The organism is Ralstonia psammae (assembly GCF_958405935.1).
In the GTDB taxonomy this organism is placed as follows: Bacteria; Pseudomonadota; Gammaproteobacteria; order Burkholderiales; family Burkholderiaceae; genus Ralstonia; species Ralstonia psammae.
In genome coordinates, this window is the sequence record NZ_CATZBU010000007.1 from 1 (window position 1) to 22,152 (window position 22,152).

At 63.8% G+C, this 22,152-nt stretch carries 18 protein-coding genes and 1 tRNA gene; 14 read left to right on the forward strand and 5 right to left on the reverse strand.

Going from position 1 to position 22,152, the window contains the following annotated elements:
* Window positions 1-143: 143 nt before the first annotated feature.
* The 3 genes from R2N16_RS15290 to R2N16_RS15300 form a co-directional block, all read right to left on the reverse strand.
* Window positions 144-1,031 (reverse strand): sulfurtransferase, encoded by an 888-nt coding sequence (locus R2N16_RS15290; protein ID WP_316666595.1) that lies wholly within the window; start codon window positions 1,029-1,031, stop codon window positions 144-146.
* Between the two features lie 21 nt (window positions 1,032-1,052).
* A complete protein-coding gene (locus R2N16_RS15295; RefSeq protein WP_316666596.1) occupies window positions 1,053-2,042 on the reverse strand; it encodes a DMT family transporter in 990 nt (329 codons plus the stop codon).
* Between the two features lie 98 nt (window positions 2,043-2,140).
* Entirely contained in the window at window positions 2,141-3,238 is a 1,098-nt protein-coding gene (locus R2N16_RS15300; RefSeq protein ID WP_316666597.1) for an aromatic ring-hydroxylating oxygenase subunit alpha, read from the reverse strand.
* Between the two features lie 414 nt (window positions 3,239-3,652).
* Here R2N16_RS15300 and R2N16_RS15305 point away from each other — a divergent pair, with 414 nt between their 5' ends.
* The 4 genes from R2N16_RS15305 (at window position 3,653) to folE2 (ending at window position 7,860) form a co-directional block, all read left to right on the forward strand.
* Window positions 3,653-3,940, forward strand: coding sequence for an exodeoxyribonuclease VII small subunit (locus tag R2N16_RS15305; RefSeq protein ID WP_316666598.1), 288 nt, complete (start codon window positions 3,653-3,655; stop codon window positions 3,938-3,940).
* On the forward strand, window positions 3,937-4,836 hold the full coding sequence (locus R2N16_RS15310) for a polyprenyl synthetase family protein (RefSeq protein ID WP_316666599.1): 900 nt from the start codon (window positions 3,937-3,939) through the stop codon (window positions 4,834-4,836). Before R2N16_RS15305 ends, R2N16_RS15310 begins: the two co-directional genes overlap by 4 nt.
* A 57-nt stretch (window positions 4,837-4,893) precedes the next feature.
* Entirely contained in the window at window positions 4,894-6,804 is a 1,911-nt protein-coding gene (dxs, locus tag R2N16_RS15315; protein ID WP_316666600.1) for a 1-deoxy-D-xylulose-5-phosphate synthase, read from the forward strand.
* Window positions 6,805-7,053: 249 nt separating this feature from the next.
* Window positions 7,054-7,860, forward strand: coding sequence for a GTP cyclohydrolase FolE2 (folE2, locus tag R2N16_RS15320; protein ID WP_316666601.1), 807 nt, complete (start codon window positions 7,054-7,056; stop codon window positions 7,858-7,860).
* Between the two features lie 50 nt (window positions 7,861-7,910).
* On the opposite strand, the gene tsaD is transcribed toward folE2, so the two are convergent.
* Complete coding sequence (tsaD, locus tag R2N16_RS15325) at window positions 7,911-8,954, reverse strand: tRNA (adenosine(37)-N6)-threonylcarbamoyltransferase complex transferase subunit TsaD (RefSeq protein ID WP_316666602.1); 1,044 nt, start codon at window positions 8,952-8,954, stop codon at window positions 7,911-7,913.
* A 95-nt stretch (window positions 8,955-9,049) separates the two neighbouring features.
* On the opposite strand from tsaD, the gene R2N16_RS15330 reads away from it, so the two are divergent.
* The 3 genes from R2N16_RS15330 to dnaG all read left to right on the forward strand — a co-directional run bounded on the left by R2N16_RS15330 (window position 9,050) and on the right by dnaG (window position 12,706).
* Window positions 9,050-10,273, forward strand: a complete 1,224-nt coding sequence (locus tag R2N16_RS15330) for a BaiN/RdsA family NAD(P)/FAD-dependent oxidoreductase (RefSeq protein WP_316666603.1) — start codon at window positions 9,050-9,052, stop codon at window positions 10,271-10,273.
* A gap of 131 nt (window positions 10,274-10,404) precedes the next feature.
* Window positions 10,405-10,854: a GatB/YqeY domain-containing protein gene (locus R2N16_RS15335; RefSeq protein WP_316666774.1), complete on the forward strand. Its 450-nt coding sequence runs from the start codon at window positions 10,405-10,407 to the stop codon at window positions 10,852-10,854.
* A gap of 40 nt (window positions 10,855-10,894) precedes the next feature.
* Window positions 10,895-12,706, forward strand: a complete 1,812-nt coding sequence (gene dnaG / locus R2N16_RS15340; protein ID WP_316666604.1) for a DNA primase — start codon at window positions 10,895-10,897, stop codon at window positions 12,704-12,706.
* Window positions 12,707-12,814: 108 nt separating this feature from the next.
* On the opposite strand, the gene R2N16_RS15345 is transcribed toward dnaG, so the two are convergent.
* Window positions 12,815-13,195: a hypothetical protein gene (locus R2N16_RS15345; RefSeq protein WP_316666605.1), complete on the reverse strand. Its 381-nt coding sequence runs from the start codon at window positions 13,193-13,195 to the stop codon at window positions 12,815-12,817.
* On the opposite strand from R2N16_RS15345, the gene rpoD reads away from it, so the two are divergent.
* From rpoD to R2N16_RS15380, 7 genes are all read left to right on the forward strand, one after another.
* On the forward strand, window positions 13,188-15,512 hold the full coding sequence (rpoD, locus tag R2N16_RS15350; protein WP_316666606.1) for an RNA polymerase sigma factor RpoD: 2,325 nt from the start codon (window positions 13,188-13,190) through the stop codon (window positions 15,510-15,512). The two genes, R2N16_RS15345 and rpoD, sit on opposite strands and share 8 nt — an antisense overlap.
* A 108-nt stretch (window positions 15,513-15,620) precedes the next feature.
* A tRNA-Ile gene (locus R2N16_RS15355) sits at window positions 15,621-15,708 on the forward strand.
* A 744-nt stretch (window positions 15,709-16,452) separates the two neighbouring features.
* On the forward strand, window positions 16,453-18,048 hold the full coding sequence (locus R2N16_RS15360) for a DUF2957 domain-containing protein (protein WP_316666607.1): 1,596 nt from the start codon (window positions 16,453-16,455) through the stop codon (window positions 18,046-18,048).
* Window positions 18,049-18,138: 90 nt separating this feature from the next.
* Complete coding sequence (locus R2N16_RS15365; protein ID WP_316666608.1) at window positions 18,139-19,398, forward strand: DUF2957 domain-containing protein; 1,260 nt, start codon at window positions 18,139-18,141, stop codon at window positions 19,396-19,398.
* Between the two features lie 74 nt (window positions 19,399-19,472).
* Window positions 19,473-20,297, forward strand: coding sequence for an OmpW/AlkL family protein (locus R2N16_RS15370; protein WP_316666609.1), 825 nt, complete (start codon window positions 19,473-19,475; stop codon window positions 20,295-20,297).
* A gap of 109 nt (window positions 20,298-20,406) precedes the next feature.
* Window positions 20,407-20,898 carry a hypothetical protein gene (locus R2N16_RS15375; protein ID WP_316666610.1) on the forward strand — a complete coding sequence of 164 codons (492 nt, stop codon included), beginning with the start codon at window positions 20,407-20,409 and terminating at the stop codon, window positions 20,896-20,898.
* Window positions 20,899-21,134: 236 nt separating this feature from the next.
* Complete coding sequence (locus tag R2N16_RS15380; RefSeq protein WP_316666611.1) at window positions 21,135-22,148, forward strand: MBL fold metallo-hydrolase; 1,014 nt, start codon at window positions 21,135-21,137, stop codon at window positions 22,146-22,148.
* The last annotated feature ends 4 nt before the right edge of the window (window positions 22,149-22,152 follow it).

Consider the following 22,152-nt stretch of genomic DNA (forward strand, 5'->3'; position numbering starts at 1 on the left):
GGTCATCAAACGTCGGGCTTATGGGTACCGCGATGAGGAATACTTCTTCCTCAAGATCCGCGCCGCGTTCCCCGGTATTACTCGATGAACCGAAAAAAAGCCCGGTCGATGCCGGGCTTTTTGCTGCGCGCGAGATTCGCAGATTACGGATTCGGCCCTGTCGCCACCGGGCGTGATGGGTCGCTGCACCACTCGCTCCACGAGCCGGCGTAGAGCGCGGCGCCCGTCAGGCCAGCGATCTCCATGGCCAATGCGTTGTGGCATGCGGTCACGCCCGAGCCACATTGCAGCATCGCGTCTTGCGGTCGGGCGCCGGCCAACACGCCTGTAAAGTCGGCGCGCAACTGTTCCGCGGGCTTGAAAGTGCCATCGGCCTGCAGGTTGTTGCGGAAGAACCGGTTGCGTGCGCCCGGGATGTGACCGCCGACGGGGTCGAGCGTTTCGTTCTCGCCACGGTAGCGGTCGGGGGCGCGGGCATCGACGACGGGCTTGTCGGCGTGGCCCAGGTATTTCTGCACGAGGTCGGCGGTCACCAATTGGACGAGCGATGGCTTGCGCGTGATGTTGCCGGGCGTGGCGTTGAGTTGCGGTTCTTCGGGCACGATCTGGTCGACGGGGAAGTGTGCGGCTTCCCAGGCCTGCAGGCCGCCATCGAGCACGGCCGCATCGGCATGGCCGACCCAGCGCAGCAGCCACCACAGGCGCGCGGCGTACATGCCGCCCTGGCGGTCATACGCGACGACTTGCGTGTCGTCGTTCACGCCCAGCGCCTGCAGGCGCGCGACCAGTGCTTCCGCATCGGGTAGCGGGTGGCGGCCGTTGGTGCCGGTTTTGGGGCCCGACAGTTCGTTGTCGAGGTGCATGTAGAACGCGCCGGGCACATGGCTGGCGTGATAGGAATCGCGGCCCGCGGCGGGGTTGGCGAGGTCAAAGCTGCAATCGATGACGACCACCGCTTCGGGCGCGCTCTGCTGCAATGCGGCCAGTTGCGGTGCGGTGATGAGGGTGGCGTAGTGAGCGCGTTCGCTCATGGCGGCAATCTCCAGGGTCGATCAAACTTCCGGGTGAATCTCGGCTTCCGGGCCGGCCACGGCGGTCTGTGGCGTCGGGTGCTCGGTGCCCGACTGACGGGCGCGCATGACGGTGGTCACGATGCCGCTGCCGATAATGAGCGCCATGCCTGCCCACGACAGCGCATTCAGGTGGTCATCCCATAGCAACATACCCCACCCGCTCGCAAAGACGATGCCGGCGTATTGCAGGTTAGCAGTCAACAGCGTGTTGCCGCGCTTGTAGGCCCGCGTCATGGCGGTCTGGCCCAGCGTGGCCAGAAGCCCGACCGCCAGCAACAGGCCGGCACTGTGCCACGTATGCGGCTGCGCGCCGCCGATCAGCATCCAGACGCCGCCGGCAATTGCGCTCACCAAGGAAAAGTAGAACACGATGCGTGCCTCGTTCTCACCCAGGTCGCCCAGTTGGCGGACCTCCACATAGGCGAGGGCGGTGAACACGCCGGACACCAGCCCGATCATGCCGCCGGCAAGCTGGGATGGCCCGCTGCCCACGCTCGGTTGCAGCAGGCATAGCACACCGACAAACGACATCAGGATCGCAGCCACCATCTTCTTGTCGGCGCCGGCGGCTTTGCCGGCCATTGCCGCACCTGCGCCGATGATCAACGCAATCCACACCGGCGACATGTAATTCAGCGTCATGGCCGTCGCCAGCGGCAGCAGGCTGATCGACGTGAACCACAGCAGCAGCGACGTCACCCCGAACACGCTGCGCTTGATGTGTGCCGTGAGGTAGGGCGTGCGGATGCCAGCGCCTGTCTTGGCCAGGATGGCGCCCATCAGAGTCATGCCGATCACGCTGCGGTAGAACACGATCTCGCCGGTGCTGTAGTGCGCCGAGGCCAGCTTTACGCACACGCCCATTGCCGAGAAGGCGAATGCGGCGAGGATCATCCACAGCGATTGGCGAGAAGAGCTGTCGGCCGCCTGGGCGGCAGTCTGAGCAGCGGTTGCAGTATCGGCAGGCATGGCGAGGAAGGGGGCGAAAAAAAACGGTGCGGCCCTTGGGGGCTGCACCGTTCCTATTGTGACGCGGAAGGCGGCAGATGCCTACCTTCAGTCGTCGCTTAGTAGTTCATCACGCGTCGATACCACTCGTGGAAGTGCTGCATGCCGTCCTCCATGGGTGACTGGTACGGGCCGACTTCGCTCGTGCCGCGCTTGAGCAGCGCCAGGCGCCCGGCGTCCATGCGCTCGGCGATCTCGTCGTCCTCGATGCACGTTTCCATGTAGGCGGCGCGCTCGGCTTCAACGAACTCGCGCTCGAACAGCACGATCTCTTCCGGATAGTAGAACTCGACCACGTTGCGCGTCTTGGTCGGGCCCAGCGGATGCAGCGTCGAGACCACCAGCACGTTTGGATACCACTCGACCATCACGTTCGGGTAGTACGTGAGCCACACTGCGCCGTACTTCGGCATCTCGCCATTGTTGAAGCGCAGCACGGCGTCGTGCCACTTCTGATACGTAGGCGAGCCCGGTTTGCGCAAACCTGCGTGAATGCCGACCGTTTGCACGCTGTGCCACTCGCCGAACTCCCATTCGAGGTCGTCGCACGAAACGAACTGGCCGAGGCCCGGGTGGAAGGGCACGACGTGGTAGTCCTCGAGGTACACCTCAATGAAGGTCTTCCAGTTGTAGTTGCAGTCGTGCACCTCGACGTGGTCGAGCATGTAACCGGAGAAGTCGAGATCGCGCGCCACGCCCAGGCGGGCGAGGTCGTTGCGCACGTCGCGCTTGCCCTCGAACAGCAGGCCGTTCCAGTTCTGCAGCGGCGAGCGCGACAGATGTACGCAAGGTTGCTTCTCGAAGTGCGGTGCGCCCAGCAGGTCGCCCTGCAGGTCGTACGTCCAGCGATGCAGCGGGCACACGATGTTCTGGGCATTGCCGCGCCCATTGAGCATGATGGCCTGCCGATGCCGGCACACGTTGGAAAGCAGTTCGACGCCGTTCGGGTTGCGCACCAGCACGCGGCCTTCGGCCTCGGCGGCAAGCGTGTGATAGTCGCCAACTTCCGGGACCATCAACTCATGGCCGACGTAACCGGGGCCATGCTTGAACAGACGTTCGATTTCAGTTTGATACAGCGCCTCGTCGAAGTAAGCAGAGACGGGCAACTGGGTTTCAGACGGCACTAGATTCAGTGCTGCGCTGAGATTGGACATTATCCCCACTCCCAATAACGGTGAAAGCAGTGAACAACCCAACCATCGACAAGATCGATTTGGGAAAGGACGCCATTGGCAGGTGGCCTAGGGTCTGTTGAGGTAGGAAACGAGCGCTTGCTGGCCCCCGCTTGGGCCAACGACCATACGTTCAATGGGCCAACAGACCCAAACCATCGTGCGGAGCGGCGTACACCGGCCCGGCCTTTGGAGGAAAGGGGGGGATTGTACCCCAGGGGAATTGATAAGTCCCTGATTTTCGAACCCTTTCCGCCTCCGGCCATTCGGCCCTCAGATCGACGATGCCCCACCTTGCCGCCGCAACCCGCTACCCCACGCCTTGCGGCATGTGCGCAGAACGCACGCGGAATTGCCGTAAAATGGCAGATTGTCCTTTTCTGATTCGCAATCGGCATGCCCCGTGCCTCAAACGACGCCTCCAGCAGCGCGTCCGCCACGCCTTCCGCTCCGCCGGCTTCCTATGAAGCGGCCATGGCTGAACTCGAAACCCTCGTTGCCAGCATGGAATCCGGTGAATTGCCGCTGGAGGCCTCGCTTGCGGCGTATCGACGCGGGGCGGAACTGGTCAAGTACTGCCAGCAGGTGCTGGAGCGCGTCGAGCAGCAAGTGCGCGTGCTTGATGGCGATGCCCTGAAGCCGTTGGGCGACGACAGCAACGCGAACGAGCAGGGCGACGCATGAGTGATTTCGCCCAATGGATGGCGTCCGTTGTCGCGCGGGCGGAAGGCGCGCTCGAGCGCGCGCTGCCGGCCGAAACCGTTTCGCCGCAACGTCTGCATGCCGCCATGCGCTACGCCACGCTGGGTGCGGGCAAGCGTGTGCGCCCATTGCTGGCACATGCCGCCGGTGCGATGGGTGACCCCTCACCCGAGGCGCTTGACGGCGTGAGCTGTGCGGTGGAGATGATCCACGCTTATTCGCTGGTCCACGACGACATGCCCTGCATGGACGACGACGACCTGCGCCGCGGCCGCCCCACCGTGCATCGCGCCTATGATGAAGCGACGGCCCTGCTGGTGGGGGACGCCTTGCAGACGCAGGCCTTCATCGTGCTGGCTGAGCTGGGTGCGGTGAGCCCGGCAACGCGGGCGGTGCTGGTGAGTGAACTGGCACGCGCCTCCGGTTCGCTGGGCATGGCGGGCGGTCAGGCGATTGATCTGCAAAGCGTCGGCATTGCGCTGTCGCAAGGCGAATTGGAAGCGATGCACCGCATGAAGACCGGTGCGTTGCTGCGGGCAAGCCTGCGGATGGGTGCGCTCTGTGCTGGAGTGAATGCCGCTGCCCTGGAGCAGGTTGATGCCTATGCGGGTGCTGTCGGCCTCGCGTTCCAGGTGGTCGACGACATCCTCGACGTGACGGCCGATACCGCCACGCTGGGCAAAACCGCCGGCAAGGACGAGGCTAACGACAAGCCGACTTACGTGTCCATCCTCGGGCTGGACAAGGCCCGGGCACTGGCCGATGAGCTGCACGCCGCAGCGGGTGCGGCGGTCGCGCGACTGGCCCGCGAACTGGGCGAAGTCCGTACCGTTCGATTGGCCGAGATGGCCGACCTGATCGTGCGGCGTGGCCACTGAACAACCATTGCATAGACGGTAGAAGTCTTTGCCAAAACGCCTGAGCGGCGGTCCCACATGACGTACGAACTCCTGAACACCATCGACGATCCGGCCGACCTGCGCCGGCTGGACCGCCGCCAACTCGGGCCGCTGGCCAACGAGTTGCGCGCCTTCGTGCTCGATTCCGTCTCTCAAACGGGCGGCCACCTGTCGTCGAACCTGGGCACGGTCGAACTGACCATCGCGCTGCATTACGTCTTCAACACGCCGGAAGACCGCATCGTGTGGGATGTCGGCCACCAGAGCTATCCGCACAAGATTCTGACTGGCCGCCGCGACCAGATGGGCTCGCTGCGCCAGTTGGACGGCATCTCCGGCTTTCCGCGCCGCAGCGAGAGCCCGTACGACACGTTCGGCACGGCGCACTCGTCCACGTCGATTTCGGCCGCGCTGGGCATGGCCCTGGGCGCCAAGACCAACGGTGAAGACCGCGTCGCCATTGCCGTCATCGGCGACGGCGCGATGAGCGCCGGCATGGCCTTCGAGGCGATGAACAATGCGGGCGTCTATAAAGACCTGCCGCTGGTGGTCGTGCTGAACGACAACGACATGTCGATCTCGCCGCCGGTGGGGGCGTTGAACCGCTACCTCGCGCGGCTGATGAGCGGGCAGTTCTACGCGGCCACCAAGAAGGGCGTTGAGAAGCTGCTGTCGGTGGCGCCGCCGGTGCTTGAGTTCGCCAAGCGCTTCGAGGAGCACACCAAAGGCATGTTCGTGCCGGCCACGATGTTCGAGGAGTTTGGCTTCAACTACATCGGCCCGATCGACGGGCATGATCTCGAATCGCTCGTGCCGACCCTGCAGAACATCCGCCAGCGCGCGCGCGAAGGCGGTGGCCCGCAGTTCCTCCACGTCGTCACCAAGAAGGGCCAGGGCTACAAGCTGGCCGAGGCCGACCCGATCCTCTATCACGGCCCGGGCAAGTTCAATCCGCAGGAGGGCATCAAGCCTTCCGGGCGCCCCGCCAAGGTGACGTACACCCAAGTGTTCGGCCAATGGCTGTGCGATATGGCGGCGGCCGATAAGCGGTTGGTGGGTATCACGCCGGCCATGCGCGAAGGCTCCGGAATGGTGGAGTTCGAGCAGCGCTTTCCCGATCGTTATTACGACGTCGGCATCGCCGAGCAGCACGCCGTGACCTTTGCCGGCGGCCTGGCGTGCGAGGGGCTGAAGCCCGTCGTTGCCATCTATTCGACGTTCCTGCAGCGTGGCTATGACCAATTGATCCACGACGTGGCGCTGCAGAATCTGCCGGTGGTGTTCGCGCTGGACCGCGCGGGTTTGGTCGGTGCCGACGGCGCCACGCACGCCGGTGCCTACGACATTGCCTACCTGCGCTGCATTCCCAACATGGTGGTGATGACGCCGGCCGACGAGAGCGAATGCCGCCAGCTGCTGAGCACGGCGTTCGCGCAGGACTGCCCGGCCGCTGTGCGCTATCCGCGCGGTGCCGGCACGGGTGTGGCTGTGCAGCCAACGCTGGAGCCGCTGCCGTTGGGCAAGGCTGAGGTGCGCCGCGCTTCCACGGCCCCGGCAGGACAGCGCGTAGCGATTCTGGCGTTCGGTTCGATGGTTGCCCCGGCTTCGGCAGCGGCCGAGCGTTTGGACGCGACCGTCGTCAACATGCGCTTCGTCAAGCCGCTCGATGTGGCCTGCGTGCTGGAAATGGCACGCACGCACGATTACGTGGTCACGGTAGAGGAAGGCTGCGTGATGGGCGGCGCCGGCAGCGCCTGCCTGGAAGCGCTGGCTGCCGCCGGTGTCGCAACGCCAGTGCTGCAACTCGGCCTGCCCGATCGCTTTGTCGATCACGGCGATCACGCCGCGCTGCTGGCGCAATGCGGGCTGGATGCCAACGGCATCCTCGCTTCCATCCGCGAGCGCTTTGCCGTACAGCCGCGTGCGGTGGCACCGCGCGTCGCCTGAATCACTTTCGGCTTCTAGCCATAGGCAGAATCAATCACCCGCATTGCGTCCGCGGGATTGAGTAGTTGACTGCAGAGGTGGGAAATTTCTTTTACACTCCGCCAGTCTTATTTGTGAATGTGTGCGCAGTCGCGGGATGGGCCGATTCGATCACTTGAGGGGTGGTCACCGTCAGCCAGGTTCCGCGGTTTCACACTCGTTGCGTACCGGCCGACTGCGATGGCCGGGCGACCGTAAAGGAAACCGATCATGAACGATATGAACCCGGCTTTCGCGATGCCGGACGTGCAGTCCAGCCACGATACCCGCCAGATCCCCATTCAGCGCGTTGGCGTGCGCGGGGTGCGTTACCCGATGTCGTTGCAGACGCCGTCGGGCGTGCAGAACACCGTCGGCACCTACAACCTCGATGTGCATCTGCCGGCCGACCAGAAGGGCACGCACATGTCGCGCTTCGTCGCGCTGCTGGAAGAAGAGCGCGAGCCGCTGAATCTGGCGCAATTCCAGCTTCTGCTGGAAAAGATGCTGGAGAAGCTCGAAGCCGACGCTGGCCGCATCGAAGTCCACTTCCCGTATTTCGTCAGCAAGACGGCCCCGGTGTCGGGTGTGCAGTCGCTGATGGACTATGAGGTGACGATGATTGGCGAAGTGCGCGACGGCCACACCAAGGTCCGCGTCAAGGCGCTGGTGCCTGTGACGAGCCTGTGCCCGTGCTCGAAGAAGATCTCGCAGTACGGCGCGCACAACCAGCGCTCGCACATCACGATCGACGCCGAGTTGGCGGCCGATACGCCGGTCGAATCGCTGATCCGCATGGCCGAAGAAGAAGCATCGTGCGAACTGTGGGGCCTGCTCAAGCGCCCGGACGAGAAGTTCGTGACCGAACGTGCGTACGAAAACCCGAAGTTCGTGGAAGACTTGGTGCGCGATATCGCCATGCGCCTGAACCAGGACGACCGCATCGTCGCCTATACGCTGGAAGCCGAGAACTTCGAGTCGATCCACAACCACAGCGCCTATGCGCTGATCGAGCGCGACAAGCGCACCGATCAGTAATCGACGTGCCTCGTGCCTAAACAGAAAGCCGCTCAATCGAGCGGCTTTTTTCATGCTTGCTGGATGCGGATGTCTTCGAGATCCCAGCGTGGTGTGACGCCGTAGCTGTAGCCGTCCTGCACCTGGGTGGGGTCAGCCTGCAGCCGCATCGCGCCGGCAAAGGCGATCATCGCACCATTGTCGGTGCAGAACTGCAGGTCGGGGTAGTAGACGCGCAGGCCGCGCTTTTTGCCCTCGGCGTTCAGGCCATCGCGCAACTGGCGATTGGCGCCCACACCACCGGCCACGACGATGCGCTTGAGGCCATGCTCGCGTGCGGCGCGCAGAGTCTTCTTGACAAGCACTTCGACGATGGCGTCGACGAACGCACGGGCGAGGTCAGCGCGCGGCTGGTAGCAGGTCTCGCTGTCGGTCAGGTTGAGCTTGCGCACCTGGGTGAGCACCGCGGTCTTCAGGCCTGCGAACGAGAAATCAAAATTGCCCGAATGCAGCATCGGCCGAGGCAAATCGAACACGCCAGGGTTGCCGAACTCGGCCAGGCGCGAAACGGCGGGGCCGCCCGGGTAGCCGAGGCCGAGCAGCTTGGCGGTCTTGTCGAAGGCCTCGCCGGCGGCATCGTCCAGCGTCTCGCCGAGCAGCGTGTACTGGCCGACGGCATCGACGCGCATCAACTGCGTATGCCCGCCCGAGACGAGCAGCGCCAGGAACGGAAACTCAGGCCGCTCTGTCTCCAGCAACGGCGAGAGCAGATGCCCCTCGAGGTGATGCACGCCCACCAGCGGTTTGCCGAGCGCAAACGCCAGCGCGTTCGCTACCGAGGCGCCCACCAGCAGCGCGCCGGCCAGCCCCGGGCCCTTCGTATAGGCGATGGCGTCGATGTCCGCGCGGGTGGCGCCCGCCTTGCCGAGCACCTCTTCCAGCAGTGGGATCACGCGGCGGATGTGATCGCGCGAGGCCAGCTCGGGCACCACACCGCCGTATTCGCGGTGCATGGCGATCTGCGAATACAGCGCGTGCGCGCGCAGGCCGGTATGGGTGTCGTACAGGGCGACGCCGGTTTCGTCACAGGAGGATTCGATGCCGAGGACCAGCATGGCAAGCGGGCGTGAAGAATTGCAATGGGAAGGCCGCCGAAGATAGCACAAGTTAAAATGCGCGGTTTCTTCAAGAATAGGGCGGCGCAGCCATCATGATGCGGTGCGATGTAGTGGTGATCGGCGCGGGCGCGGCCGGGATGATGTGCGCTGCCGTGGCCGGGCAGCGCGGCGCACGCGTGGTGCTGATCGATCACGCGACGAAGCTGGCCGAGAAGATTCGCATCTCGGGCGGCGGGCGCTGCAACTTCACCAACGTCAACGCTGGGCCGGCCAATTACCTGTCGAACAACCCGCACTTCAGCCGCTCGGCGCTGGCGCGGTACACGGCGCAGGATTTCATCCGCCTCGTTTCCAGCTATCGCATTCCGTATCACGAGAAGCACAAGGGCCAGCTTTTTTGCGACGACAGCGCGGAGGACATCATCCGCATGCTCGAAGCCGAGTGCGAGAAGGGCAACGTGACCTGGCGAACCGGCTGCTCGATCGCTGAAGTGGGCAAGGACGGCGAGGCTTACCGACTGTCGACCAGCGCGGGCGAGATTGTCGCCAGCAAGGTGGTGATTGCCACGGGCGGCCTGTCCATCCCCAAGATCGGGGCGACGGATTTCGGGTATCGCATTGCGCGGCAGTTTGGGTTGAAGATCGTTGAGACGCATCCGGCGCTGGTGCCGCTCACCTTCAATGCCGAGCATTGGGCGCCGTTCTCGGCGTTGTCGGGCGTGTCGATGGAAGTGGACGTGACCGTCGCGCAACCTCCGGGCAAGAGCGGTCGCAAGGGCAGCGCTACGACGTTTCGCGAAGACTTGCTGCTCACCCATCGCGGCCTGTCGGGTCCGGCGGTGCTGCAGATCTCCAGTTTCTGGAATTCGGGCCAGCCGCTTGCCATCGATCTGCTGCCGGACACTGACGCCGCGCAGTGGTTGTGCGATGAGAAATCGGGCTCACGCAAGCAACTCGGGACGGTGCTGGCGCAGCGCCTGCCCGAACGCGTCGCGCAGGCGTGGTGCGCCACGCACGGTGCCAACCCGCAGGCGCCGATTGCCGAGTTGCCGGACAAGGTGCTGCGCACACTGGGCGGCGCGCTCAACCGCTGGGAGCTGACGCCTTCCGGCAGTGAAGGCTATCGCAAGGCCGAAGTGACGCGCGGCGGGGTCGATACGCGTGCGCTGTCATCTGCCACCATGGAAGCCCAATCGGCGCCCGGCTTGTACTTCATCGGCGAGGTGGTCGACGTGACGGGCTGGCTTGGCGGCTACAACTTCCAGTGGGCGTGGGCCTCGGGCGTGGCGGCAGGAGAGGCTGCCTCCGCCCGCTGACCCCCACTGATCGGTCCTGGAACTGTTTGGGTTCTGTGCTACGATCAGTGATCCATTTTTCCAAGTTTGCAACCCGCTGGGCCAACCGCCCAAGCGGGTTTTGCCGTTTATCGGAGTTCGGAATGTCGCAGTTGTCCCTCAAGGCACAGATCACGGAAGACATGAAGGCCGCCATGCGCGCCAAGGAAACGGATCGTCTGGGCACGATCCGCCTGTTGCAGGCTGCAATCAAGCAGCGCGAGGTGGACGAGCGCATCGAACTGGATGATGCTGCCGTGCTGGCTGTGATCGACAAGATGCTCAAGCAGCGCAAGGATTCCATCACCGCATTCGAGCAAGCCGGCCGTGACGATCTCGTCGCCAAGGAAACGGCAGAGGTGGCCGTGCTGCAGGTCTATATGCCCGCGCAACTGTCGGAGGCCGAAGTCGACGCCGCGGTGCGTGACGCAGTGGCCAAGGCCGGCGCCTCGGGCCCGCAAGACATGGGCAAGGTGATGGGCATCCTCAAGCCGGCCCTGGCCGGTCGCGCCGACATGACGCAGGTCTCGGCACGCGTGAAGGCCGCCCTGGCCGGCGCCTGAATCCTTTCCACACTCGAAGCTTCCAAGGGGCGCACCCCGCGTGATCCCGCAGCCGTTCATTGACGACCTGCTCAACCGCGTCGATATCGTCGACGTGGTGGGCCGTTACGTGCAGTTGAAGAAGGGCGGCGCCAACTTCATGGGGCTGTGCCCGTTCCATAACGAGAAGTCGCCGTCGTTCTCGGTGTCGCCCACCAAGCAGTTCTATCACTGCTTCGGCTGCGGCGCGCACGGCTCGGCCATCGGCTTCCTGATGGAGTTTTCGGGGCAATCGTACGTCGAGGCCATCAAGGATCTCGCGCAGTCCGTTGGCATGGTGGTCCCCGAAGAGCGCGGTGGCTTGCCGCCCGCCGCTCGCGCCGAACAGCAAGCCAAGACCGTTGCACTGGGCGACGTCATGGCCCGCGCGTGCGATCACTACCGCAAGCAATTGCGCAGCGCGCCCAACGCCATCCAATACCTCAAGGGCCGAGGCCTGACCGGCGAGATCGCCGCGCACTTCGGTCTCGGCTATGCGCCGGACGACTGGCAATCGCTCGAAGCCGTGTTCGGTCCGTATCGCGAAGACGCCACTGCGGGGCCGCTGATCGAAGCCGGCCTCGTCATCGAAAGCGAGAAGACCGGCGCCGATGGCTCGCACCGCCGCTACGATCGCTTTCGTGATCGCATCATGTTCCCCATCCGCAATACCAAGGGCGTGGTCATCGGTTTTGGCGGCCGGGTACTGGGGCAGGGCGAGCCGAAATATCTCAACTCCCCCGAAACGCCGCTGTTCAGCAAAGGCACCGAGCTGTACGGCCTGTTCGAGGCGCGCAACGCCATCCGCGAGTTCGACTACGTTCTGGTCGTGGAAGGCTACATGGACGTCGTCGCGCTGGCCCAACTGGGCTTTGCCAATGCGGTGGCCACGCTGGGTACGGCCTGTACGCCGATCCACGTGCAGAAGCTGCTGCGGCAGGTCGATACCGTCATCTTCTCGTTCGATGGGGACAGCGCCGGGCGCCGCGCCGCACGTCGGGCGCTCGAAGCCTGCCTGCCGCACGCCACCGACAACAAGACGATCAAGTTCCTCTTCCTGCCCTCCGAGCACGATCCGGACAGCTTCGTGCGAGAAGAAGGCACCGAGGCCTTCGCCCGCGAAGTGCACAACGCGATGCCGTTGTCACGCTTCCTGCTGCAGGCCGTGACCGAAGAGCTCGACCTGCGTCAGCCCGAGGGCCGTGCCCGCGCCCAATACGAAGCCAAGCCGCTGCTGAGTGCCATGCCCGCCGGCGGCCTGCGCCTGCAGATCGTGCGCGGGCTGGCCGACATGACCGGCACCACCCCTGCCGACATCGAAGCGCTGTGCGGTCTGCGCAGCGACCCGGCCCAAGCGGGCCGCATGACGCAGAAGCGCCCCCGCGTGGCGCGCACCGCACCCACGGCGCTGGAGCAGAAGGTACTGCGCCTGCTCATGCGCTATCCCGCACTGGCCGCACGGCTCGACGCCGATGCCCGCACCCAGTTGACTGCGCCGCAATTGCCCCAAGGTGAGGTATTGGCGGGGTTGCTGGCCGAATGCGATGCTGTGGGGCCGGAAGTGCACTTCGGCGCCTTTGTCGAGCGTCTGGGGCAGACCGCTTATGCCGAAGCCTTTGCCGGGCTGCGTCCCGCCGTGCTCCAGGACGACATTGAGCTGGAGCCGGCCACGTCCGAATTCGATACTGCCGTGCAAAAGATGCTCGCCGAGCCACTCAAACGCGAGCTGGAGATGTTGCAGCGCAAGATGGAAGCCGGCCATGCCGGCGACGACGACAAGGAGCGCATGCGCTGGCTGGTGGGCGAAATCAGCCGCCGTCGGCAGCTCGTGTAGCGCATAGGCCGCAGAGCCAAGCTCCAAGCGGGGCGGGCAATTGCGGGTAGCCCCTTGATTTTTCAGGCGAAAACCCGATTTTCGTTTAGACCGGCTTAGTCGGGCGTGCTACAATAACCGGTTTGGATTGCAAGTCCTTTTTCCCATTTTTGGGGGAGTGAGCGTGCCCATGGTGAAGGTGAAGACCTCCGCGAAGGCCGGTTCCAAGGCCAGTCCTGCTTCTGTTTCTGCCACGCGATCCTCATCGGCGCGCGGCTCGGGAGGAGGAAAGACTACAGCGGGAACGGCGAAAGTCGCGAATGGTCGGACCCATATGGGGCAGGCGGGATCGACAGGAGTTAAGGCCACTGCGCCGGCAAAGACGGGGAAAACCCAGCCGCGCCAGACCGCCGATATCACCGTCGCCGCCAAGACTGTCAAACCGACAGCGCGCACAAAGGGCGCGATCCAATCTTCAACCTCAGGCAAGGTCTCGACGTCGATGAGCACGAGCGCCAGACCTGGCGGCACAGCCGCTTCCGTCGCACTCAAGGGCAAGACAACCACCGTGGCGAAATCGAAAGTTACCGAAGTCGAGAGCAAGCAGACCCCAGCCAGCGCAGGCGCAACCAAGACGGGTACCGCTCGTACCAGCACCGCAGCCAAGCCAGCCAAGGCAACCGCGGAAGACACCAAGCGCATCGCCCAGGCAGGGGCCACCCCTACAACTCCTCCTGCGCCCCGCGCCGAGGCAGCAGCCGAGCCCAAAAAGCGCGGCCGCAAGCCCAAGGCAGAGACGCAGGCAGACGACGACAGCAGCACGGACGTGACTGAAGAATTTGACACCCCCGCCGCTCCGGCACCGAAAACCGAAAAGCTGAAGGCCCGTGACCGCAAGGCCAAGGAAAAAGCCCTGCTCAAGGAATTCGCTGCCTCGCAGCAAGGCGGTTCGGAAGAAGAGCTTGAGGCCCGCCGCCAGAAGCTCAAGGCGCTGATCAAGCTGGGCAAATCGCGCGGCTACCTGACCTACGCCGAAATCAACGACCACCTCCCCGACGACATGGTCGACGTGGAGTCGATGGAAACGTTGGTCGCCACGCTCAACGACATCGGCGTTGCCGTGTACGAGCAGGCTCCGGACGCCGAAACGCTGCTCCTGAACGACAACGCGCCTTCCGTGACCACGGAAGAAGAGGCTGAAGAAGAAGCCGAAGCCGCGCTGTCGACGGTTGACTCCGAATTCGGCCGCACGACCGACCCGGTGCGCATGTATATGCGCGAAATGGGCACGGTCGAGCTGCTCACGCGCGAAGGCGAAATCGAAATCGCCAAGCGCATCGAAGCCGGCCTGAAAGACATGGTCATGGCCATCTCGGCCTGCCCGGTCACCATTTCGGAAATCCTCGCCATGGGCGAGCGCGTCGCCAACGATGAATCCAAGATCGACGAATTCATCGACGGCCTGATCGACCCGAACGCTGAAGCCGAGGCCGCTGCTGCTGCCGAGGAAGAAGAGGAATTCGAGGAAGAAGAGGCCGAAGAAGAGGGCGACGAAGAGGAAGACGAGGACGATGAAGGTGCCGGCGCTGCCGCAGCTTCGGCCCGTCAGCTCGAAGAGCTCAAGCAGGCTGCGCTGATCAAGTTTGGTGTGATCGGTGAGCAGTTCGACAAGATGCGCCGTGCGTTCGAGAAGGAAGGCTACAAGTCCAAGCCTTACGTGAAGGCACAGGAGGCCATCCAGGCCGAGCTGATGACGATCCGCTTCACGGCACGCAACGTCGAGCGCCTGTGCGACACGCTGCGAGGCCAGGTGGACGAAGTGCGCAAGCTCGAACGGGCCATCCTGAACATTGTGGTCGATAAGTGCGGGATGCCGCGCGGCGACTTCGTTGCGCGCTTCCCGGGCAACGAGACCAACCTGAAGTGGATCGAGACCGTGGTGGCTGACGGCAAGCCGTATAGCACCATCGTCGAGCGTAACGTGCCGGCCGTGCACGAACTGCAGCAGAAGCTGATCGACCTGCAAGCACGCGTGGTGCTGCCGCTGACCGAGTTGAAGGACGTCAATCGCAAGATGTCGGAAGGCGAGCGCCGCGCCCGTGAGGCCAAGCGAGAGATGACCGAGGCCAACCTGCGTCTGGTGATCTCGATCGCCAAGAAGTACACGAACCGCGGTCTGCAGTTCCTCGACCTGATCCAGGAAGGCAACATCGGCCTGATGAAGGCGGTGGACAAGTTCGAATACCGTCGCGGCTACAAGTTCTCGACGTACGCCACGTGGTGGATCCGTCAGGCCATCACGCGTTCGATCGCCGACCAGGCGCGCACCATCCGTATTCCGGTGCACATGATCGAGACGATCAACAAGATGAACCGCATCTCGCGTCAGATCCTGCAGGAAACCGGCAACGAGCCGGATCCGGCAACGCTGGCCGAGAAGATGGAGATGCCGGAAGACAAGATCCGCAAGATCATGAAGATCGCGAAGGAGCCGATCTCCATGGAAACGCCGATCGGGGACGACGACGACTCTCATCTGGGCGATTTCATCGAGGACACGAACACGCTGGCCCCGGCCGAAGCGGCGCTGCATGGTTCCATGCGCGGTGTGGTGAAGGACGTGCTCGACTCGCTGACGCCGCGCGAAGCCAAGGTGCTGCGCATGCGCTTCGGTATCGAAATGAGCACCGACCACACGCTGGAAGAAGTCGGCAAGCAGTTCGACGTGACCCGCGAGCGTATCCGTCAGATCGAGGCGAAGGCACTGCGCAAGCTGCGCCATCCGAGCCGTTCGGACAAGCTGAAGAGCTTCCTCGAAGGAAGCTGATTCTGTAGCGAAGCAGGCGATTTTCCGAGTGGGCTTGCGCCCACTTTCAGGTAAAATCCTGCACGAGGCCCGGCCTAAGCGCCGGGTCTCTTTTTTTCTCGTGTTCCAGGGCCGGACGCCGTGCTGGTTGCAGGCAGCGGACTCATAATCCGCCTCCGAAAGGACACCGTGGGTTCGAATCCCACCCGGCCCACCATCCTTCTTCTCCCGCCTTTTCTTTTTTCCTTCACCGCGTTCGTGGGCCATTTTTATGTGGCGGCTTTCTCTTGTCTTGCGCGCGTGACTGTCTCGGGATCGTATTTTGCTACTGCGCATGCTCCCGACGAAATATATTCATTTCGACATAATTGAATAACAGCATTGCGCCGGCATTCCCCCACCAGAGGGGGGGTAGTTTAAAACGCTTCAAACGAAACGGGTTTCATTCCCTCGTTTGAAAAGCTGCCAAACCGCGCCGCGCCTGCTTGTGCGGGGGATTGCGTACCGTGTTTTGAATGAAATCTCTATTTACTTCATACTCTGGGCAGACCATAGTTTCGGCCATAACGATAAGTAAATAGCCAGTAGCGTACCCTTCGGAGACACAGGATGTTACGCATTCAAAAACGGGCCATTCCAGCATTCCGCTTCTGCGCGTGCCCACGCGCGTCATCGCCATCGTCGTCACTGCAGCAGCGGTGGCGAGGCTCGGCCACGCTAGCAGCATGACCCCGATTGTTTTTGGGATCGGCACCCAGCCGATCTGCGTGATACCCGGCTGACCGTCGGGTAACGCGCCCAAAGCACGTCCGTCGTTTCTTTGTGGTTTGCAGGTCGATCTGCCGACGGGGCAGGTCGTGCGCTGTCGGCTGTCGTTCGCCGGCAGACGGGGTATTGACCGGCTGTTGCACACATTCGCCGGCCCAAAACACAACAAGTTCCAAAACGTGAGGAGACAACCATGGGTAGTCGACGTCATCTTTTTGTTGTCATGGCAACCAGTTGCATGGTTGCCATGCCGTTTATTGGCGGGTGCGGCGGGGCGGACGACCCCGGCTCGTCAGATGTGGCCCAGTGCTCGGGCAGCTCTTGCCCACCCAGCGGAGCGAACACCACGCCCAGCACGCCGACCAGTCTGTGCCCGGCCGCGCTGGATTACACGACCACGTACACCGGCGGCTCGGGCAGCGGCGAGTACATCAAGGTCAAATTCGACACGAGCAAGAACACGTACCAGATGCAGTTCCTGGAGTCGTCGGTGCCGACCTCGGCGGGCCAGATCAATACGACCCGCAAGGGGTTGACCATCGACGGTACCTTCGTCCATCCAACCAACTTGCCCACCCCCGAGCAGAACCGCTGCGCTTTCGTGCTGCAGTCGGGCAAGACGGCCGACAACAGCTACGCCATCACCGTCAATCCACAAGACCCGCCGATGCTGTTTGTCGGCCAGGGCATCGTGGGGGGCGGCATTCCTGGGGCGACCATTCAGTTCGCCGGCATCCAGCCGATTCCCGGCGTGGTGATTGGCGCAGTGCCTTCGCGAACGTTTGATTTCTATCCGTTCCTCGGCTTCTCCGAAACGGTGACGGATTTCTCGCAGGTCGCAGGGCGCTACAACCAGGTCGGCGTGCACGTAACGCCCACGGGCTCGGGCAACCAGACTTCGGCGCCGCAAGGCTGGCAACCTGACGCCGTCAACTGGACGCAAACGTTGAATGCGGACGGCTCGTGTACGTCGGAAGGCATCGACTATTCATGCCACACGACAGGCACACCGTGGACGTTGCGCCAGAACACCGATGGCTCGCAGGACAACGTGTTTGTCAGCAACCCGACCAGCAGCAGCGTGCCGTATCCGTATGTCGGCCAAGTCTCGCCGCTGGTGCTGCTGGCGCCGAGCCAAGCCAAGGGCATTCTGATTGCCGGCAAGCTCAACGGGCAGGTGGTGCCGGTGATGATCCGCGTCGGCTATTCGCATAGCGACGCGACGAACCTGCTGGCTTCGGTGGCGGACGACCAGATTGGCATCTCGATCCTGTCGCCGGCAACGGCGATCCCGGCCAACGCGCTCAAGGGCGGCTACGTTGGGGCAACCAGCGGCTCGGCCTGCGGCGTGGTCACCAACAACGGCCCGAGCGGTGCGCCTGCCAGCGGCAACGGCTTGAACGCGACGGTCGATCACCCGGAGCTGTCGGGCTCCTTCAGCGGTGGCTTCTTCCACGCCAATGCCGGCAATTGCAGCGATGGCACGGCCGTGTCGACGCTCGCCGCCAACTACACCTCCACGCTGTTCCAGAACGGCGCCGCGGCTTTCATCAACCCGCTCACTTCCCGTGTGACGGCGCAGTTCGGCCTCGACTACACGCAAAGCGCGCCGGGCAAGTTGATCGTGACGGCGCAGAACGACTTCAACGCGCAGGGCGCCAGCGGCAACGTTGCGTTGTTCAAGGCGGGCGACACGGGCGTGGCCGTCAAGGTGGGCAATGTGTACGCAATGCTCATGAACAACAACAAGTACAACCCGTTCTTCACGGTCGGCGCATTCGTCCAGTGAGGCGCGCAGCAACGAAACCACATGCGGCGGCGTGCGTGACCTGTGCACGCTGCGCTGCCGCGGCTGAACAACAACATGGAGGAGACGCAAATGCAATGGCGTAAATGGTTGGTCGTGCTCGCTTGCGCGCCGATGGTGACAGCATGCGGAGGCGGCGGAGATGATTCGCCGGCTCCGGTGATCCAACGCCTGTGTCCGCAGGCCATCGATTACAACACCGTGTTCACCGGCGGCTCGGGTTCGGGCGAACTCGTGAAGGTGCAGCTCGACACGACGAAGATGACGTACCAGATCACGTACCTGGCGTCACCGATTCCGGTCAAGACTGGCACCGTTGCGCCCACGCGCGATACGGCGCCCAACAACGTGCAGACCGGCACGCTCACGCAAGAGACGGCGCTTCCGACCGAGAAGCTGAACCAGTGCGCGTTCCGCCTGAATAACGCCAGCCTTGATCCGAGCCGTCCGGCGCGGTTCTTCCTGGGGCAGGGTGTGCTGGGCGGCACGATTCCGGGAGCGACGATCCAGTTCGACGGCATTGTCGGCGTGGGCAAGATTGCGCAGACCACGTTCCCGTATTACCCGTTCATCAGCTTTTCGAACACCGAGACCGACCTGAACAAGATCGCGGGCAACTACAACCAGCTCGGCTACCACCAGGTGCCGTCGCAGAGCTTCTCGCAGCAGGCGGTCGATGCGCGATTCACCATCAACGCGGACGGCACCTACACCGAGTGCGACAACCTGGGCGTGAAGAACGGCGGCGCGTGCCTGACGTCAAGCGCGACGGTCAACCAGAAGCTGACGCTGCGCGGCGATGCGCCGGCCTTCACCACGTTGAACTATCAGCCGCAGGTGCCGGCAACGGTGTCGTCGCTGGATCCGACCAAGGCGGGCAAGGGCGTGATGATCGTGGGCAGGCTCTATGGCCAGCTCGTGCCGATCTTCATCCGCGTGGGAGCGGCCAACTCCGATCTGACCGCCGGGCCGCCGGTGGCGGATGACGAGTCCGGCATTTCCATCATGGCGCCGGTTGGCAACATCGCGCAGGGCTCGCAAGACGGCGAATACACGGGTGTGGATAGCACGTTCAACTACCGCGCCACGGCGCTGGTGGGTACGCAGGCCACGATGCTCGATCCGTTCAACGCATCGCAGGCAGCGCTGGCGCGACCGCTGAACCTGGATTTCACGCAGACCGTCCCGGGCGTGATCCGCACCACGCAGACGAGCGCACCGGCGGGCTCGGCCCCGACGGGCAAGCTGATCTTCACCGGCAAGACCTTCGGCTTCCTGGACATGAGCGATACGAAGAACCCGTACTTCACCGTGGGCGCCTTCGTGCAGTGACGTTTCCGGAATAACACGCCACGGGGCGCGGCACAAACGACCGCGCTCCGCTCAGAACAACAGGAGGAAGCATCATGAAACAACTGACTGTCGCATTGGTGGTGGCCTGCGCATCCGCAGGTGCCATGGCGCAGCAGGCCGGTGACAACGTCGCGACGGTGGGCTGGTTCCACATCATGCCGCAGGACTCGAGCAACAACCTGACCACCAGCGTGATCAATGCGCCGATCAATGATCCGCTGCGCTTGCCGGGCAGCTTCACATCGCCCAACAGCGGGCTGCGCGTGAGCAACGCCAACACGCTGGGCCTGACGCTCACGCACTTCTTTACCGACAACATTGCGCTGACCACGATTGCCGGCGTGCCGCCCGAATTCAAGCTGACGGGGCATGGCGTGATCCGCGCGCCGGGCCCCGCAGGCGCACTCGGCCACGTCGATCTGGACGATCCGTCCAACCAGCCGGCCGTGCGCAAGGCGCGGCAATGGAGCCCCGGGGTCATCCTGCAGTGGTACTTCGGGCACGCGCAATCGCAGTTCCGTCCGTTCGTGGGCGTGGGCGTGGTCTACAGCTTCTTTACCAATATCGAGCTGAACCCGTACTTTGCGGCGGCAGTGAATCGCGAACTGGGCAGCGTGCTGGCAGCGGGGGCGGGCAAGCCGGGGCCGACGTATGTCGAAGGGAAATCGTCCTCCTCGTGGGCGCCGATCTTCAACCTGGGTGCGAGCTATGCGATCAACCAGCGCTGGGCATTGACGGCAACGGTCTCGTACCTGCCGCTCAAGACCGAAGCGGCGACCGTCATCAAGGCGGCGGACGGTACCACGCTGGCCACCACCAAGACCACGCTCAAGGCCAATCCGATCATCACGTTCGTAGGGGTGTCGTACAAGTTTTAGCCGGTCGGCTGTCTGCGCCTGGCTAATCGGCGCGGCGTGAATCGAGCGGGAACCGGTTTGCGCCGCATTCTGAAGGCGGTTTCTACCGTCAGTTCTAGTGAGGCAATAAATGAGCACACGTAAAGTCGTATCTCTTGCAGTTGCACTCGCACTTGCCACCGTAGCAGCCACACCCGCACTTGCCGTCACCGTTTCGCGTGTCGATGGTCAAGCCATGAACCCGAACGGCGAGCCGTTCTCGGTGACCGGCCAGACCACGTTGTCCAAGGGCTCCATCAGCGCCAATTGCACAGCGACCTTCACCGGCACGATCACGCCTTCGGGCATCGTCAACATCACGTCTACATCGTTTACCGGCGGCGGGACGTGCGGCCTCATCTCGGGAACGACCCCGTGGACCGGCCAGGCAGACAGCACCACCCAGCTGTCGATCAACAACGCGGGGGTCAGCGTGTTCCTGCTGGGCAGCTGTGGCCCGAGCAAGGTCGTGACCGCCTGGAACGATCCGAACTCGTCGCTCACGTTCACCAACGCATTGCTCACGCCCGACTGCACGGTGAGCGGCACGGTGGTGTCGACGCCGAAGTTCCACGTGCAGTAAGCGCGTACCCGGTTGACGGGCGGTTGCGCAGCCGCCGTCGATTGGTCTGAAGCAGGGGCCCGGCATGTCGGGCCTTGTTTCTTTTTGCGGGCCGTATTTTTCTCTGGGCAATACCCCTGTCGCCAATGGCGGCAACGCAATGTGCTGGGGCAGTGGCATGATCCGGCCTGCGCCGCTGCGCCGCTGCGCCGCTGCGCCGCTGCACCGGGGCAGCGGTCTTTTCCAGGAGCCAAGACATGCGTTTGCTCACCTCTGCCGCCGTGGCCGCCGCGATGGCAGCGTCCATCGGATTCGCCCACGCCCAAACTGCAGCATCAGCCGCAGCCGCCACCGCTGTTACCACCGCCGCTACGCAACAACGCACCCAGGTGCCAGGCTATTACCGCATGGCGCTGGGCGACGACGTTGTGACTGCCCTCTACGACGGCTACACCGATCTGCCTGCCAAGACCTTGCTCGGCCTGAATGCGCAATCAGTGCAGAGTCTGCTGGCTCGGATGTTTGTATCGAACACGCCAGGCATGCAGACGGCGGTGAACGGCTTCCTGATCGACACGGGCGCCAAGCGCATCCTCGTCGATACGGGTTCGGGCATCTGCTTTGGCCCCACGATGGGCGGCCTGCCCGGAAACGTCCGTGCCTCGGGCTACCAGCCCGAGCAGATTGACGCCGTGCTCCTGACGCACCTGCATCCGGACCACGCGTGTGGCCTCGTGACGCCGCAAGGCCAGCCGGCCTTTCCGAATGCGCAGGTGTATGTGGCCGCGCCCGAAGCCGATTTCTGGTTGAGCGAAACGATTGCCGCGTCCAAGCCGAACGACATGCTGCCATTCTTCAAGATGGCGCGCGACTCGGTGGCGCCGTATGCGGCGGCTGGCAAGCTCAAGCAGTTCAAGCCGGGCGACGAGGTGGTGCCGGGCGTACGCTCGGTGGTCGCCAACGGGCATACGCCGGGGCACAGCGGTTATCTGTTTGCCTCGAAGGGGCACAGCCTGCTGGTGTGGGGCGATATCGTCCACAGCCACGCGGTGCAGTTCCAGCACCCCGAGGTCGCTTTCGAATACGACGTCGACAAGAAAGCGGCCGTTGCCTCGCGCCGCAAGCTGTTTGCAGAAGCGGCGCGGGACAAGCTCTGGGTGGCCGGTGCACATCTGCCGTTCCCGGGGCTGGGGCACGTGCGCCGCGACGGCAACGCCTTCGCGTGGGTGCCGATCGAGTACGGCCCGCTGCGCACGGACCGCGCTGACTGATCCC

Bases quoted from the DNA above. Each gene is read 5' to 3' on its own strand.
- R2N16_RS15300 (WP_316666597.1), bottom strand. From the start codon at position 3,238: ATGTCCAATCTCAGCGCAGCACTGAATCTAGTGCCGTCTGAAACCCAG.
- dxs (WP_316666600.1), top strand. From the start codon at position 4,894: ATGACGTACGAACTCCTGAACACCATCGACGATCCGGCCGACCTGCGC.
- tsaD (WP_316666602.1), bottom strand. From the start codon at position 8,954: ATGCTGGTCCTCGGCATCGAATCCTCCTGTGACGAAACCGGCGTCGCC.
- R2N16_RS15295 (WP_316666596.1), bottom strand. From the start codon at position 2,042: ATGCCTGCCGATACTGCAACCGCTGCTCAGACTGCCGCCCAGGCGGCC.
- R2N16_RS15305 (WP_316666598.1), top strand. From the start codon at position 3,653: ATGCCCCGTGCCTCAAACGACGCCTCCAGCAGCGCGTCCGCCACGCCT.
- R2N16_RS15380 (WP_316666611.1), top strand. From the start codon at position 21,135: ATGCGTTTGCTCACCTCTGCCGCCGTGGCCGCCGCGATGGCAGCGTCC.
- R2N16_RS15330 (WP_316666603.1), top strand. From the start codon at position 9,050: ATGATGCGGTGCGATGTAGTGGTGATCGGCGCGGGCGCGGCCGGGATG.
- rpoD (WP_316666606.1), top strand. From the start codon at position 13,188: ATGAGCACGAGCGCCAGACCTGGCGGCACAGCCGCTTCCGTCGCACTC.
- folE2 (WP_316666601.1), top strand. From the start codon at position 7,054: ATGAACGATATGAACCCGGCTTTCGCGATGCCGGACGTGCAGTCCAGC.
- R2N16_RS15375 (WP_316666610.1), top strand. From the start codon at position 20,407: ATGAGCACACGTAAAGTCGTATCTCTTGCAGTTGCACTCGCACTTGCC.
- R2N16_RS15360 (WP_316666607.1), top strand. From the start codon at position 16,453: ATGGGTAGTCGACGTCATCTTTTTGTTGTCATGGCAACCAGTTGCATG.
- R2N16_RS15370 (WP_316666609.1), top strand. From the start codon at position 19,473: ATGAAACAACTGACTGTCGCATTGGTGGTGGCCTGCGCATCCGCAGGT.
- R2N16_RS15310 (WP_316666599.1), top strand. From the start codon at position 3,937: ATGAGTGATTTCGCCCAATGGATGGCGTCCGTTGTCGCGCGGGCGGAA.
- R2N16_RS15290 (WP_316666595.1), bottom strand. From the start codon at position 1,031: ATGAGCGAACGCGCTCACTACGCCACCCTCATCACCGCACCGCAACTG.
- R2N16_RS15365 (WP_316666608.1), top strand. From the start codon at position 18,139: ATGCAATGGCGTAAATGGTTGGTCGTGCTCGCTTGCGCGCCGATGGTG.